The organism is Natronorubrum marinum (genome assembly GCF_052040125.1).
Lineage (GTDB): Archaea > Halobacteriota > Halobacteria > Halobacteriales > Natrialbaceae > Natronorubrum.
In genome coordinates this window covers 1,879,540-1,892,410 of record NZ_JBPPFV010000001.1, presented here as the reverse complement: position 1 = coordinate 1,892,410, position 12,871 = coordinate 1,879,540, and the positions used below count along the sequence as shown (strand labels likewise).

15 protein-coding genes and 2 pseudogenes are annotated in these 12,871 nt (G+C 61.4%); 10 read left to right on the top strand and 7 right to left on the bottom strand.

Annotation, left to right across the window (positions count from 1 at the left end; translation table 11 throughout):
• Window positions 1-228: pseudogene (locus ACSFC5_RS09335) on the top strand (helix-turn-helix domain-containing protein); the annotation flags it as partial.
• A 367-nt stretch (window positions 229-595) separates the two neighbouring features.
• Here the strand turns inward: ACSFC5_RS09335 and ACSFC5_RS09330 are convergent.
• The 3 genes from ACSFC5_RS09330 to ACSFC5_RS09320 all read right to left on the bottom strand — a co-directional run bounded on the left by ACSFC5_RS09330 (window position 596) and on the right by ACSFC5_RS09320 (window position 2,037).
• A complete protein-coding gene (locus tag ACSFC5_RS09330; protein ID WP_440764940.1) occupies window positions 596-1,063 on the bottom strand; it encodes a response regulator in 468 nt (155 codons plus the stop codon).
• A gap of 197 nt (window positions 1,064-1,260) precedes the next feature.
• Window positions 1,261-1,485, bottom strand: a complete 225-nt coding sequence (locus ACSFC5_RS09325) for a DUF8106 domain-containing protein (RefSeq protein WP_440764939.1) — start codon at window positions 1,483-1,485, stop codon at window positions 1,261-1,263.
• Window positions 1,486-1,578: 93 nt separating this feature from the next.
• Window positions 1,579-2,037 carry a response regulator gene (locus tag ACSFC5_RS09320; protein ID WP_440764938.1) on the bottom strand — a complete coding sequence of 153 codons (459 nt, stop codon included), beginning with the start codon at window positions 2,035-2,037 and terminating at the stop codon, window positions 1,579-1,581.
• 283 nt (window positions 2,038-2,320) lie between these two features.
• Here ACSFC5_RS09320 and ACSFC5_RS09315 point away from each other — a divergent pair, with 283 nt between their 5' ends.
• The 5 genes and pseudogenes from ACSFC5_RS09315 (at window position 2,321) to ACSFC5_RS09295 (ending at window position 6,089) form a co-directional block, all read left to right on the top strand.
• Window positions 2,321-2,716 carry an SPW repeat domain-containing protein gene (locus tag ACSFC5_RS09315; protein WP_440764937.1) on the top strand — a complete coding sequence of 132 codons (396 nt, stop codon included), beginning with the start codon at window positions 2,321-2,323 and terminating at the stop codon, window positions 2,714-2,716.
• Window positions 2,717-2,841: 125 nt separating this feature from the next.
• A complete protein-coding gene (locus ACSFC5_RS09310) occupies window positions 2,842-3,141 on the top strand; it encodes a hypothetical protein (protein WP_440764936.1) in 300 nt (99 codons plus the stop codon).
• Window positions 3,142-3,421: 280 nt separating this feature from the next.
• Window positions 3,422-3,892, top strand: a pseudogene (locus ACSFC5_RS09305) (catalase); the annotation flags it as partial.
• A 396-nt stretch (window positions 3,893-4,288) separates the two neighbouring features.
• A complete protein-coding gene (locus ACSFC5_RS09300; RefSeq protein ID WP_440764935.1) occupies window positions 4,289-4,981 on the top strand; it encodes a helix-turn-helix domain-containing protein in 693 nt (230 codons plus the stop codon).
• Window positions 4,982-5,519: 538 nt separating this feature from the next.
• On the top strand, window positions 5,520-6,089 hold the full coding sequence (locus ACSFC5_RS09295) for a DUF7344 domain-containing protein (RefSeq protein ID WP_440764934.1): 570 nt from the start codon (window positions 5,520-5,522) through the stop codon (window positions 6,087-6,089).
• Between the two features lie 67 nt (window positions 6,090-6,156).
• Here the strand turns inward: ACSFC5_RS09295 and ACSFC5_RS09290 are convergent, their stop codons facing one another.
• A complete protein-coding gene (locus ACSFC5_RS09290) occupies window positions 6,157-6,609 on the bottom strand; it encodes a hypothetical protein (RefSeq protein ID WP_440765037.1) in 453 nt (150 codons plus the stop codon).
• Between the two features lie 303 nt (window positions 6,610-6,912).
• Here ACSFC5_RS09290 and ACSFC5_RS09285 point away from each other — a divergent pair, with 303 nt between their 5' ends.
• Together ACSFC5_RS09285 and ACSFC5_RS09280 are read left to right on the top strand one after the other, a co-directional pair.
• Window positions 6,913-7,644 (top strand): GNAT family N-acetyltransferase, encoded by a 732-nt coding sequence (locus ACSFC5_RS09285; protein ID WP_440764933.1) that lies wholly within the window; start codon window positions 6,913-6,915, stop codon window positions 7,642-7,644.
• A 182-nt stretch (window positions 7,645-7,826) separates the two neighbouring features.
• Window positions 7,827-8,912 (top strand): hypothetical protein, encoded by a 1,086-nt coding sequence (locus ACSFC5_RS09280; RefSeq protein WP_440764932.1) that lies wholly within the window; start codon window positions 7,827-7,829, stop codon window positions 8,910-8,912.
• A 17-nt stretch (window positions 8,913-8,929) separates the two neighbouring features.
• On the opposite strand, the gene ACSFC5_RS09275 is transcribed toward ACSFC5_RS09280, so the two are convergent.
• Complete coding sequence (locus ACSFC5_RS09275) at window positions 8,930-9,208, bottom strand: DUF2267 domain-containing protein (protein WP_440764931.1); 279 nt, start codon at window positions 9,206-9,208, stop codon at window positions 8,930-8,932.
• 194 nt (window positions 9,209-9,402) lie between these two features.
• On the opposite strand from ACSFC5_RS09275, the gene ACSFC5_RS09270 reads away from it, so the two are divergent.
• Both ACSFC5_RS09270 and ACSFC5_RS09265 read left to right on the top strand, forming a co-directional pair.
• Complete coding sequence (locus ACSFC5_RS09270) at window positions 9,403-10,581, top strand: redox-regulated ATPase YchF (protein WP_440764930.1); 1,179 nt, start codon at window positions 9,403-9,405, stop codon at window positions 10,579-10,581.
• A 199-nt stretch (window positions 10,582-10,780) separates the two neighbouring features.
• Window positions 10,781-11,539: a TrkA C-terminal domain-containing protein gene (locus tag ACSFC5_RS09265; RefSeq protein WP_440764929.1), complete on the top strand. Its 759-nt coding sequence runs from the start codon at window positions 10,781-10,783 to the stop codon at window positions 11,537-11,539.
• Window positions 11,540-11,607: 68 nt separating this feature from the next.
• On the opposite strand, the gene ACSFC5_RS09260 is transcribed toward ACSFC5_RS09265, so the two are convergent.
• A complete protein-coding gene (locus ACSFC5_RS09260) occupies window positions 11,608-12,075 on the bottom strand; it encodes a GNAT family N-acetyltransferase (RefSeq protein WP_440764928.1) in 468 nt (155 codons plus the stop codon).
• A 283-nt stretch (window positions 12,076-12,358) separates the two neighbouring features.
• Window positions 12,359-12,706 carry an avidin-fold protein gene (locus tag ACSFC5_RS09255; RefSeq protein ID WP_440764927.1) on the bottom strand — a complete coding sequence of 116 codons (348 nt, stop codon included), beginning with the start codon at window positions 12,704-12,706 and terminating at the stop codon, window positions 12,359-12,361.
• Window positions 12,707-12,871: the final 165 nt, after the last annotated feature.

Below are 12,871 nucleotides of genomic sequence, written 5' to 3'. Positions count from 1 at the left end.
GAGAAAGCGATCGATATCGACGACAGCACCCTGCACTACCACCTCAACAAGCTACTCGAGGTCGGGCTCGTCGAGAAGCGACAACGTACGGAACGAGGACAGGACGGGCTGTACACGTACTATCGGGCGACCGTCTTCGGAGACGTCACACTCGCCGAAGGTGTCGATGAACTGATCCGCGGCGAAGGAGAGTTCGAGGAGTTGTACGACAGTTCGGGATCGGACTGATACGGTCTGCTGTAAGTTATTTCCGGCGCAACCTCGAACCGGCCAGCGATTGCGCCGATAAATTGTTACAGCAGATCGTATGAAAACTTGCTCTAAGCAATCACCTTCCCCTTATTATCGGCACCTGGTTCGGAATCGGGGCTCGAGGGCGATGTAGTTCCGAACGACGCATCCACGCCCTCGGACTGTCGTGAACGACGACCGGCCGAACGACCCGGTTGCGGTTCGAACGAATGCCCGCAAAATGCGGTCGGTCAAGGGTCCTTCGGCAACGGTAGGCGAGAGAGCAGAACTGAAAGTGAGACCACAGGCGCGTGACGACAAGAGCCGTGGCCGGTCGGGAGCGACTGATGGCTCGACAGACGACTCAGTTGGTGGGTTCAGTTTTGACGATGGCGAACCAGAACTCCTCGACCTCCCGAACGAACTCGATGAACTCGTCGGTCTCTACCGGCTTCTGGATGTAGGCGTCCGCCTCGAGATCGTGAGACTTGACGATCGATTCGCCCACCTCCGAACTCGTGAGCACGATCACGGGGATCTCACGGAGTAGGGGTTCGTCGTTCAGTTGCGCGAGGACCTCCATGCCGCTCTGGCCGGGAAGCTGTGGCTCAAGTAAGATGAGATCCGGTCGCGGAGCGTCCGCGTACTCGCCGCGTTGGTTGACGAACTCGAGCGCCGCCTCGCCGTCGGTGACGGCGTGGACGGCGTTCATGAGCTTCGCCTCTCTGAAATTCTCCTCGAAGAGGCGCATATCGCCGGGATTCGGCTCGACCAGTAAGATGTCGATCGTCTCCCCGATTTCGCCATCGCTCTCGTCGTCTGCTAACGCCATATCCGTGCGTGACAGTGCAAGCGTATAAGCGTAACTCTAACGGGCCCAATAGAGTCTGTGGATCTGGTCAGTCTGGTCCGATAACGGCCCTTCAATCAGGGAACGAGTTCGTTGACGAAAGCGATTTGTGTACACGTTACGCGCGACGACGCCGCTCGAGTGGCGGCTAAACGCACGGCGGGACCGATGGCTCGATCTCAGGTGCAGTAACAGGACGTGGTGTGTCGGTCGGCGCCTCGAGTCGCCTTGGTCGGCCGAACGGTGATCGTCGTCCCACACTCGGGGCAGTCGTATCTGTCGCCGTCGATCGTTCGGCGGACGTTCCAGTCGCCGTCGAACGAACTCTCGTGTCCACAGTCGAAACAGTAGAGAACGGCCTTGCTGGTGGGCGGACGGTCGGCTGTGGATGCAGTGGTTGTCATACGAATTCTTAGGGTGCGAACGCCGAAAACGGTGTCGGGCAGCTCGGGAGCGAAACGGGATTCGATCGGTTCGAGGGACGATAGGGGAGGTCGTCAGTCGCCGTCGACCGGATTCCGAACGATCGCGAACCAGAACTCTTCGAGCGAGTGGACGAAGTCCACGAACTCCTCCGGGGCGACCGGTTTTCGGATGTAGCAGTCGGCCTCGAGATCGTGGCCTTTGACGATATCCTCGCCGGCTTTCGAACTCGTGAGGATGACGACGGGGATCTCACGGAGCACCGAGTCGCCGTTTAGCTCCGCAAGAACGTCCATACCGCTGGTTCCGGGGAGTTGTGGCTCGAGCAGAACGATGTCCGGACGCGGGACGTCCGCGTACTCGCCGCGCTGGCGGACGAACTCGAGTGCGGACTCGCCGTCGGAGACGGAGTGAATCGTGTTGAGCAGTTTCGCGTCCCTGAAGTTCTCGGTGAACAGTCGCGTATCGCCAGGATTCGGCTCGACTAACAGGATGTCGACCACCCCGTCCATCCGCATCTCCCCCGGAGTCATAGCAACTAATTCGTCTGAGAGAATAAAACTGCGTGGGTCCGATTCCGACACCGTGATCCGACAAAATATCCCTTGCAATCCGCCGTACTCGGCAAACGGTCGTTTCTGTCCCTCTCGCCGAAATGCTTCAGATATTGAATGAATTAGGGCAGACTCACTTCTCGACGGAACGCGCGTCCCGAGCGGAGCCGTCGGAAACGGGAAACGGAATCCGACCCGCCGACGCCAGTTAGCGGCACAATGCTTGGACCACATTTAGCATCGCAGGGTGCATACGAGCGGTATGAGCGAGACACGCGCGACGACCGATCGATCGTCGATCCCGGTGCGGACGGCCGGGTTCGCCGCCGCGCTCGGAGCCTGGATCCTCTGGTCGGGAGTGATCCTGACGGGCTCCGGCCCCATCATCATGAACAACTTCCTCGCTGGCGCAGCAATCGCCGCGTTCGCGTCGTACACCGCCGGCTGGCCCGACGGCGGTCCGTTGCCGAGCGTCGCCGCACCGACCCTTGCCGCGCTCCTCGGGCTGTGGGTGCTCGCCGCCCCGTTCGTCCTGCAGGTAACCGCGGGCCGGCTCCTCTGGAGTAACGTGATCGCCGGCGCGCTCGTGGCGATCCTGGCCGGCGGGAGCATCTATGGGAGCTGGCAGTTGACCCAGTCGAGAGCGAGCAGCGCCTGATCTCGTCCGCATCGACTCTCGGATCGGATCCGGCGTTCGTCCGAGACGGGGTGGCGTTTCGACGGTGCGAACGATTCACTCGACCACGAGACACATATATGTTTTTCCGCGGCCTATACTGTTCGATGACGCCTCGAATACCCGCACGGACGGACGACCGCGGGCGTGACTACCGGCGTTGGCGAACCTCCCCCACCGACGCGACGCCACGCCTCGAGCGGACGGCGTCCGAGCTACGGAACGTGACCGCACGCCTCGAACGGATCGAAACCCGGCTTCCGTTGCTGGAGAACACGCTCCGTGCGGTCGCCAGACAGGCGGGCGTTTCGATCGGCTGCCCCTGTGGCCACTGCGAGCGGAGCTATCTTCTTATCGCCGACGGCATGATGACGTGTCCGACGTGTGGCTACCAGCAGTCGATCTGACGCCACCCCTGTCGGTCGTGGAGTGACCGTGAACGCGGACTACTCGCGGCTCGCGTCGGTAGATGGCGTCTCTCCGGGTCGGAGCCGCCACGGCCGTGATCGACATCTCGAGTGCCTCGGCGACGGGCCGTCGTCCCGCGTTTCGGCTTGATCTACGGCCGCAAGCACATGACTGGATGAGCATTACGTCACGGTTTGTCGAAATCGGGCCATGACGGTCGTCGGCCGCCTTGCGCGCTCGCTCGTCTCTCTGCCGGAACGCCTGACCGTCGATCTACCGATGACTACAGACGAACCCACCGAGCACGACCGAACGGAGAATCGATCCGAGGAATCGGCTGACGGCGACGTGAATACTGATCGAAGAGCGCCTCGAGCCGACGGCTCCGGAGACGCGTCCGACTCGTTATCGAGCCGTGCCGGAACCAGCGACGACCAGGGGGGTGAAACGGACGAAAACAGCAAGCAGGAGCAACTGGATGCGGTTCTCGAGAATTCCGCGGGAGAGGACCTCACCTCCGATCACGGCGTAAAGATCAGCGATACGGACAACTCCCTGAAAGCCGGCGAACGCGGGCCGACAATCATGGAGGACTTCCACTTCCGGGAGAAGATGGCCCAGTTCGACCACGAGTCGATCCCAGAACGGGTCGTCCACGCCCGCGGGACGGGTGCCCACGGCTACTTCCAGCCCTACGAGGACCCCGACGTAGGCGACGAATACGACGACCTCGAGGCGTTCGTCGACGCCATCGCCGAGCACCGCCACTGGGGGCGGAGTCCGGAGGAAGTTCCCGCGTAGGGCGGCGAGCGACGCGGCTCCTTCTCGGGAGCCGCGTGACGGAGCCCGCGACGAGTCGCTTGTCCACGGTGTTGCGGAGACGAGAAAACGCGAGACCGCCGATCTGCATTCCCTGTAACCAAGTTTCCACACTCGGCTGATCGAATATTTGTCACACTCGTACTATAACTTTTCTGGTGGCTGCAACGCGTGAGAGATACCACACATTCGATATGATCGGCTAGTATTGGTGAACTATTCACCGCCCAAAACACTCCACTACCAACGAGAGTCACGGCAATTGGGTGGCGGGAAAGGCTACCGGAAACCCAACGCGTCTATACGTCTCTGTGGTGGGTTTCGAACATGACGACAGTCGTCGAACTCGAGATTCCGGCCGATCGATTCGGGATCGCCCGGACGTTCGATCGGGTGCCGACGTTCGAGTGCCAGATTGGTGGGATGATCGGGGATTCGCCGCCGCTGGTCTGGGTTATCGGTCCGGATCGACGGACCGTCCACGACGCGCTCGAGTCGGACCCATCGGTCGACGTGATCGCGAGTTTGACAGGCGGTGAACGGAGCCTTCGAGCCGGGAACGAATCCGACGACAGCGAGCGCTGGTTGTTCCGACTCGAGTTCGGAGACAGCGTCAAACTGTTCGAACAGATCGTCGCGGAGAACGGTGGTGCAATCCTGGCGGCCTGCGGGCAGAACGGAACGTGGTCGGTGAAACTGCTCTTCCACGATCGGGCATCGCTCTCGGAGTGTTACGCGCTGTTCGAACAGTACGATTACAGCGTCGACGTGACGCGTCTGACCGGCATGGACGACTTCGAGAGCGCCCAGACGCCGCTGACACAGACCCAGTACGAGACGATCTGTAAGGCTCACGAACTCGGCTACTTCGACATTCCCCGCCAGATCACGCTCAAGGAACTCGCCGCCGAACTCGACGTTTCTCATCAGGCGCTCTCCGAGCGACTGCGGCGCTGTCACTCGACGCTCGTCAGCGCCGAACTGACGGACGGAATGCAGCCGACGGCGATCGATCCCTGAGTGCGAGTCGCAGATCGGTTTGATCCGTTCGACAAGTCGGTTCGACACCGCTTTTCGGATCGACTATATCGTTCGAATCGGCGACCATCGGCACCTCGCCACTCGTGACGAGATGTCCCGATGAGTCGCTGCTACCGACGGCGAGTCTCACAAACGGATAATTTACAACCTCCGCAGTGAGAATTATAACACACCGAGACGTATTCTCCGTGAAAATTGGCCGGATATCCGCATAATTGTCCAGTATAGTCGAATCTACCGCAACGGACAGGTTTATTATTGGACGGAAACAAACAATTCCTGTCGGCGAGACGCCGACTCCGCGACATCACCGAGTGCCCTAAAGCGCCGGTGGTTCACTCGTGCTCAATCACGGCGGCCACTCGTGGCTGTGTGGCTGCCGGTCTCAGATCCCACGGGCCGCTCCACTGCATACCATTCGGCCCACACCTTTTCACCGCACGTTCGAGACCGAGAGAGCTGCCTCTCGAGACGGGGAAGATACTTATCTACGCTCTGTAGTGCTAGCGTATCGACAATGGCGCCACCTGCGTCTTCACCACGATCCGTCGGCGAAGGACCGTCTCGAGCGTCCACGGCGGACGACGATTCGTCGCTGGACCCCGACGACATCTATCACATCCTACAGACGCGTCGACGGCGTGACGTGCTCCGGTACCTCCGGACCAACGACGATCCGGTTCTGTTGAGCGACCTCGCCGAACAGGTCGCCGCCTGGGAGCACGAAACGACGGTCGAGAACCTCCACTCCGACCAGCGCCAGCGCGTCTACATCTCGTTGTACCAATCCCACCTCCCGAAACTCGACACCCGCGGAATCATCGACTACGACAAGGACCGCGGGACGATCACCGCAACCGACCTGACGCCGCAGTTCGATCCCTATCTGGCGGGAGTCGAGTCGTCGGCGTCGGACGACCCGTGGCCCTACCGGTACGCGGGAACCGTCGGCTGTTCCGGACTGCTTCTCGCCGTGACCGCGAGCGGCCTCGTCTCGGTTCCGTGGATCGCCGTCTCGGTTCTCACCGTGCTGACGTTTGCCGTCGTCACGGCCCTACACGTCTACTCGACGTTCGTTGAAGAATAATTGTTCTCCGATCGGTAGTTAAGCCGAGCGAGCGGCCCGCGAGCGCACGGCGTCGAAGCGACGACCGTCAATCGGCGCAGGAAGCTTGTGCCGTGTTCGGTTCGCGGGCAGACTCGGACTCGAGGGCGCGGTGGGCGTAGAAGGCGACCGAGAAGTCCTGTGGGCTGGGGATCGAACAGGCCAGCAAGCCGATTCCGATCGCCGTCACGACCGGCGAGTCGACTGGCACGCCACCTATTCCGAGTGCGAAGACGGGGACGGCCAGAAGGAACGGGGAGAGTGCCGCAACCCGAAGCTGCCAGGTGGGTTCGCGACCGGTTGGATGCGGCCGGACGGCCGCCCACGGACAACTCGCCAGCAGACCGACGACCCCGTCGGTCCGATCCGGAAAGTAGGTCACCGTGTAGTCGATTCGAGCGAGTCGAAGGGTCAGTGCGTGCAGCCACTCGTGGGCCATCAGTCCGGTGGCTACCGCGAGGACGAGCGCACCGCCAGCAACCGCCACCTCCGTTTCGATCATGTGGACACGTGAGATCGACATCCGCGTTCGACTCGCTCGAGTCGAGTTCCGTTCAGCGACGGACAGCGATCCGTATCGTCATCTCACGTACTCGGTGGGAAGGACCGGCCGCGGAAGGCTGTCCGGATTCACCTGTTGGTCCATTAAGTCCGGTCTGCGGGGCGCGTCGCCCCTCCAACTGTTGTGTGCTCGGATCACTGCGGACACACCGTCCCTGCGGTAGAGGCGACCTGTACTGCCTCGGTATCGACGGTCCGTGATATCCGGCCAAGGATTAAGTATTGTAAGGTGGTACCTAGTACCATGGCATCCAGTGAACCCCTCGAGTTCGGCCATGACGACCGCAAACGGATCTACGAGCACGTCGAGCGCCACGGGGCCGTCGATCCCGACGACGTACAGGTGACTCTCGGAATCGATCCCAGCGGGTTCCGACACCACGTCGCGATCCTCAAGCGCGACGGGCAACTCGAGGAATCGGGCGGCAAACTCCGAGTCACGATCGACGCGGGGGCCGAGGAGGAGTACGTTTCCGAGGATCTCGAGTTCCACATCCGTCCCGCCAGACAGGAGGATCTCACGGGAATCGTCGGCGCGATCCGACAGGTCGCCGAGGAGAAGACGTATATCGAAGCCGAAAGCGTCGCCGACGAGATCGACCATCAGGACGCCCTGTTGCGGCACAACGAAATCGAGTCACGGATGTTCTTCGTCGCGACGGTCGAGGACGAAGTCGTCGGCTGGGTCCATCTCCACGCCCCGGAGCTAGAGAAACTCTCCCACACCGCCGAACTCACCGTCGGCGTTCTAGAGGAGTACCGCGGCCACGGCATCGGCTCGCACCTCCTCTCGCGGGGCCTCGAGTGGGCCGGCGCGAACGGCTACGAGCGGGTCTACCAGAGCGTTCCCTCGAGCAACGAGGACGCGATCGCGTTCCTCGAGGGCCACGACTGGGAGACCGAGGCCGTCCGCGAGGACCACTACAAGTTAAACGGCCACTACGTCGACGAGGTGATGATGGCGCTCGTGCTGTAGACGGGGTGTTTGCTCTCTCGAACCATCATTTCTCGCCACGTTTGGGCCGGTGCTCGTCGTTCGCTCGCTTCGGCTCAGTGCGTGCCACCGATGCACCAGTCGAGAACGATTACAGTTCGACTCGAGAAACGAAGACTGAGCCGACACGATACTTTATGTGATCCTCTGGGGAAGGGACGGGTATGCGCTTTTATACCCCCCTGCAGTCCGAGTTGGAGGGGTGGGGGGAGTCGAGCACGGCAATCGTCGCGATGGGGCTCGCCCTCGCGACCGCCGGTATCGCCCAGGCGATTACCGCGCCGGACGCACACCCGGTCATCGCGCTCGAGTTGTTCGTCTCGTTTCTCGTCCCGACGGGCCTCGCCACCGGCGGCTACTGGCTGGCCAGTCGAAACGTCGCGCCGGGCGTTCGTTCTCGGGTCGCAACCTGGGTCTCGATCGGCATCGTCGCCGCCTGCGGGCTCGGCGGCTGGCTGGTGCTCTACGTCTCCCTCGAGGGCGGGACGATCGTCGAACCGCTATCGCTCGTGACGACGCTCGCGGCGGTCGGCGGCGCGACGGGGTTCGTCGCCGCCGTTCGCGTGACGCCTCGAGCGCTCGCCGCCGAGCCGACGGCCCCCCTCGAATCACCCTGCGAGACCGCCGCAGAGCACGAACTGTCGCACGAGGACGATTCGGAGAACAGTTGCGAAGACGAACGGGAGGTGGCCACCGAAACCAACTCCGAGGCCGAACCTGACACGACCGCGAAGCCAGCCGCGAGCACATCGGGTAGCGCCTCCGCCGTGACCGTCCCGGAACCGATTGCGGACCGTCCACTCGAGCCCGCCGAGAGCGCGGCGAGTATCGAATCCGCTGATCTACCCGACCCGATCGTCCCCGACGAAACCGATCCACCGGCCCCGTCCTCGGGCGAACTCGACCCGAGCGTCGAACGGGTCGCGGCCGTTCCGGAGACGACGGAGACCGTACTCGAAGTCCTGCGGGACGAACGGTCGCGCATCGTCCTCGCACGGCTGTACCACGACGTCGACGGATCGCGGTCGCTCGACGAACTCGCGCGCGTCGTCGCCGCACACACCGACCAGCGCGCCGCTACTGCGGCCGTTTCACTCCGCCACGCGACGCTCCCGCGGCTGGTTGCTATTCGCGCCATCGACTGGGACCCGTACGCCGATCGCATCAGCGCGCCGGAACACGCACTCTTCGAAGAAGGCGTTCGCGATGCGTCCGCGCTGCTCGAGGCGTTCGAGCCAGGCACTCGGTAGCGGTACGTCTTCGCTTTTTACGCGGGACTCCCTTCGTGTTCTGCGATCTCGAACAGATCGTCGTACCCGTCGTCGGGGAGCTGTGGTCTGATATCCTCGAGTGCTCCTTCGGTGACGGCCTTCTCGACAACGTCGACGACGACCTGCGCGTGGAAGGCGGCGTCGGCCGCATCCTCGTCGCCGATCTCCTCGCGCTCGGCGACGCGGTCGACGAATTCGTCGAACGGTTCGCGTTCGACGTCGTCGAATCCTCGAGGAACCGGCCGAGCTCTTCGGGGAGCTGTGCGCTCGTTCACGCGCGCCACTGGTGAGCCTGACCCCGTCAGTCGAAAGGGTGCCGTCGGTGACCGACGAGCGGTGGGCGTTCGGTGCAACCCGCGATCCGTCGATTCGTTCGTACTCGACGACTCCTCGAGCGCCGGTCCGTCACCGCCGGCGATCGGTGGCGGGAATCGAAAGACAGTTTGAGGGGACGATGCTACGGAGAGGCATGCTTTCGATCGCGCTTGCCGGGAAACCGAACGCCGGCAAGTCCACGTTCTACACCGCGGCGACGATGGCGGAGGTCGACGTCGCCAACTACCCCTTTACGACCATCGACGCCAACCGCGGGGTCAGCTACGTCCGGACGGAGTGTCCCTGCCTCGAGCGCGAGGAACGCTGTAACGCCGACAACTGCGAGGACGGCAAGCGCTACGTTCCGATCGAACTGCTCGACGTGGCGGGGCTGGTACCTGGCGCTCACGAGGGGAAGGGGCTCGGCAATCAGTTCCTCGACGAACTCACGAACGCGGACGTGATCGTGAACGTCGTCGACGCCTCGGGCGGAACCAACGCGAAGGGCGAACCCGTCGATATCGGTGAACACGACCCGCTCGAGGACATCGACTTCGTCGAGGAGGAGATGGACCTCTGGCTGGCCGGCATCGTCGAGAACAACTGGGAATCCGTCGAGCGCAAGTCCCGCTCGCCCGATTTCGACATCGACGACGTGCTGGCGGACATGCTCTCCGGCTTCGGCGCGTCGCCGACGCAGATCGCGAAGGTGCTTCGGGAGCTGGAGTATCCCAACGACCCCATCCAGTGGGAGGATGACCACCGCGAGGAGCTCGCCCGACTGGTCCGCGAACGGACCAAGCCGATCGTCGTCGCGGCGAACAAGATCGACGTCGCGCCCCAGGAAAACGTCGAAAAGCTGCTCGAGTTGGATAAGCCGGTCATCCCGACCACCGCGGAGGGCGAACTCGCACTCCGCCGCGCCGCGGAGAACGGCCTCGTCGACTACGATCCTGGTGACGAGAGTTTAGCGATCGGTGACGGCGTCAACGACGCCCAGCGCGAGGCCCTCGAGGGACTCGCCCAAACGATGGACGAGTGGGACGGCACCGGCGTGCAGTCCGCGCTGAATTACGCGGTCTACGAGTTGCTCGAGTACCTCACGGCCTACCCGGTCGAGGACGCCGCGAAGTGGTCCGACGGGAGCGGGAACGTCCTGCCCGACGCCTTCCTCCTGCCCGACGGCTCGACGCCCGTCGACCTCGCCTACGCCGTCCATTCCGACATCGGCGACGGCTACCTCCACGCCGTCAACGCGAAGTCGAGTCGAGAGGTGAGTGACGGGTACGAACTCGAGGAGGGTGACGTGATCAAGATCGTGAGCACAAACTGATCACTACACGGACTCAAACCAGAGCGATCCCGCCGGCCACCGTCGGTGGGGATCGGACCGAACGTTTCGAAGGTCGCGCTCATTCCTAATAGATAGACTCTCGTTTCGGGGGGTGCGGTGATCGGTACAGGCTGATAACATAACGATTCCGTTGAATGAAGACTGCGTCTTTTTACAGCTTACTGTAGGACGCCATTTCATGGTAGCGACAAATCAAATCCTGTCCGTTTTCATCATCTTTGCCCTCGCGCTACTCGTGATCCGGATCGGAGCGATTGCACTTCGAATGACTGGTCTCTCACCGGATGTGGCCACATTTCAGGCGGCATCAGCATTTTCGGGAGCGGGGTACACAACCGAAGAAGCAGAGTTTACGGTCTCAGAACCAAGCAGACGAACCATTGTCATTTGGCTTATCCGACTCGGAAGTGTCGGAGTTGTGAGTGCGCTTGCGTCGCTTCTTCTGTCGTTCATCAACGCAGAGGGCGAGAACATTCTTACCCTCATCTACGTTATCGGTGGCGTTATCGGGATTATTCTTTTCGCTCATAGCCAACTATTGAATCGAGCATTGACACCAATTATTGAAAGAACACTTGACCATACGACTGATCTTACCATCCAAGATTACACGCAGGTACTCGGTCTTCAGAGTGAATATCGCGTCGCCGAAATTGAGATCAATGAAGACGAATGGCTGGCAAATGATACAGCCAGAGAATTGAATCTCTCTGACGAAGGAGTGATCTTGCTCGGAATCGAGCGAAATGATGACTATATCGGTGCCCCTGGTCCCGATACAGAGATTCAACCGGGAGATACTGTTACCCTCTATGGGAAAGAAGATCGATTACAGGAACTCGCAGACCGAGATGAAGGGGATGTTGAGGCGCACAATGAAGCGCGTGATGAACACGAAAACATCCTCTCTGAACAAGAACGAGTCATCGATCAGTAAGCATCTGTGGTGATCGCGAACTCGGGAATCAGTGTCCGGAGCGGTCAGATAGACCGGCGTACTTCGACTTACTCTAGGGGCTGTGCGTAATCGACTTGCTTCGGCTGAAAGTCCGCGTTACGATAGAACCGGCGTGCGCCCTCGTTTTGCCACTCGCAGGAGACTTTGAGATGGTCGCACCCCCGCTCGCGAGCGAGTTCTTTCACGCGTTCGACGACCGCCGTGCCGTGGCCTCGGCTTCGGTCGTCTTCGTCGATAGCGATGTTTACGATGCGGAGATACTTCGAGTACTGCCGGGACGGGTGGCGGCCCTCGCGGAGCGTGACGAAGCCGATAGTCTCGTCGTCGTGAACGATGAGGTAGTCCGTGATGTCCTCGTTGTCGAGATGCGCGCGGAAGCCATCGTCCGGGACCTCGTGAACGTCTGGGTAGACGAGTTCGTTCAACTCGGAGTGCTCCTCCATTCCGGCCGCGAGGTCGTACCAACGGTCCACGAGCGTATCGAGGTCGTTCGCGGTGGCTTCTACGAGTTTCATACGGAGGCTCCGCAACGCTCGTTCTTCAGGCTTCGGGCGGTGTGTTGTTATCTGGCATCCCTCCCAGCTGTTCTACTAAAGATTCGCGAGTTCGTCGTACGGAACCTCGAGTTATGTGAGCCGGCTGCTCGCCCGCGAGCAAAGAGCGGCCGCTATCCGCGAAGCCGGAGGCTTCGCTTGGTGACAAGAAACCGGCGTTCTCGGATCACGAGAAATCCGGAGGCGTAAAGAGGTACTTCCGTATCCACGGCGGCCCGACAGTCGGGCGAGAAGTGAACTGATCTTATCGGTCGACCTCTTCGTGAACGGACTCGCCCTCCCCGGGTTTGGACTCCCACTCCCACTCGTCTTCGACTCTGAGACGGCCATCATCGAGTCGTTCGACAACTCCGACGGAGTGGCCAGTAGCCGTTTCACCGTCCTCGTTTATTTGGACGTATCGAACGTCCCACTGGTCGCCATCGAACGTCCCAACCAGGTGCCCGTCGACGATGGCCCCACCAGAGTAACTCGCGTAGATCCGCTCACCGTTTTGTTCGAAGTGGAACTCGGTGTCCGCGCCGACCTCTCCGCCGTCGTCGTTTTCGACCCCGGCGAGTGTCCGCCCGTCGAACGAAATGTCGTCTGCCATATCTCAACTGGGTCAATTGAGCGAATAGTGTTTGTGGTTAACCACGTCAGTGAACGTTTCCGAGAAACCCGACTAGTACCGTTATCGCGGGAACGCTGCTCTAAGACAGCTCACGGCTACGACACCGATTCTGGTCTGGTGTCGGTACCGACGGTGGGTTTTCGC

Coding starts and splice junctions, on each gene's coding strand:
- ACSFC5_RS09330 (WP_440764940.1), bottom strand. CDS start 1,063: ATGGCGTTAGCAGACGACGAGAGCGATGGCGAAATCGGGGAGACGATC.
- ACSFC5_RS09325 (WP_440764939.1), bottom strand. CDS start 1,485: ATGACAACCACTGCATCCACAGCCGACCGTCCGCCCACCAGCAAGGCC.
- ACSFC5_RS09320 (WP_440764938.1), bottom strand. CDS start 2,037: ATGACTCCGGGGGAGATGCGGATGGACGGGGTGGTCGACATCCTGTTA.
- ACSFC5_RS09315 (WP_440764937.1), top strand. CDS start 2,321: ATGAGCGAGACACGCGCGACGACCGATCGATCGTCGATCCCGGTGCGG.
- ACSFC5_RS09310 (WP_440764936.1), top strand. CDS start 2,842: ATGACGCCTCGAATACCCGCACGGACGGACGACCGCGGGCGTGACTAC.
- ACSFC5_RS09300 (WP_440764935.1), top strand. CDS start 4,289: ATGACGACAGTCGTCGAACTCGAGATTCCGGCCGATCGATTCGGGATC.
- ACSFC5_RS09295 (WP_440764934.1), top strand. CDS start 5,520: ATGGCGCCACCTGCGTCTTCACCACGATCCGTCGGCGAAGGACCGTCT.
- ACSFC5_RS09290 (WP_440765037.1), bottom strand. CDS start 6,609: ATGATCGAAACGGAGGTGGCGGTTGCTGGCGGTGCGCTCGTCCTCGCG.
- ACSFC5_RS09285 (WP_440764933.1), top strand. CDS start 6,913: ATGGCATCCAGTGAACCCCTCGAGTTCGGCCATGACGACCGCAAACGG.
- ACSFC5_RS09280 (WP_440764932.1), top strand. CDS start 7,827: ATGCGCTTTTATACCCCCCTGCAGTCCGAGTTGGAGGGGTGGGGGGAG.
- ACSFC5_RS09270 (WP_440764930.1), top strand. CDS start 9,403: ATGCTTTCGATCGCGCTTGCCGGGAAACCGAACGCCGGCAAGTCCACG.
- ACSFC5_RS09265 (WP_440764929.1), top strand. CDS start 10,781: ATGGTAGCGACAAATCAAATCCTGTCCGTTTTCATCATCTTTGCCCTC.
- ACSFC5_RS09260 (WP_440764928.1), bottom strand. CDS start 12,075: ATGAAACTCGTAGAAGCCACCGCGAACGACCTCGATACGCTCGTGGAC.
- ACSFC5_RS09255 (WP_440764927.1), bottom strand. CDS start 12,706: ATGGCAGACGACATTTCGTTCGACGGGCGGACACTCGCCGGGGTCGAA.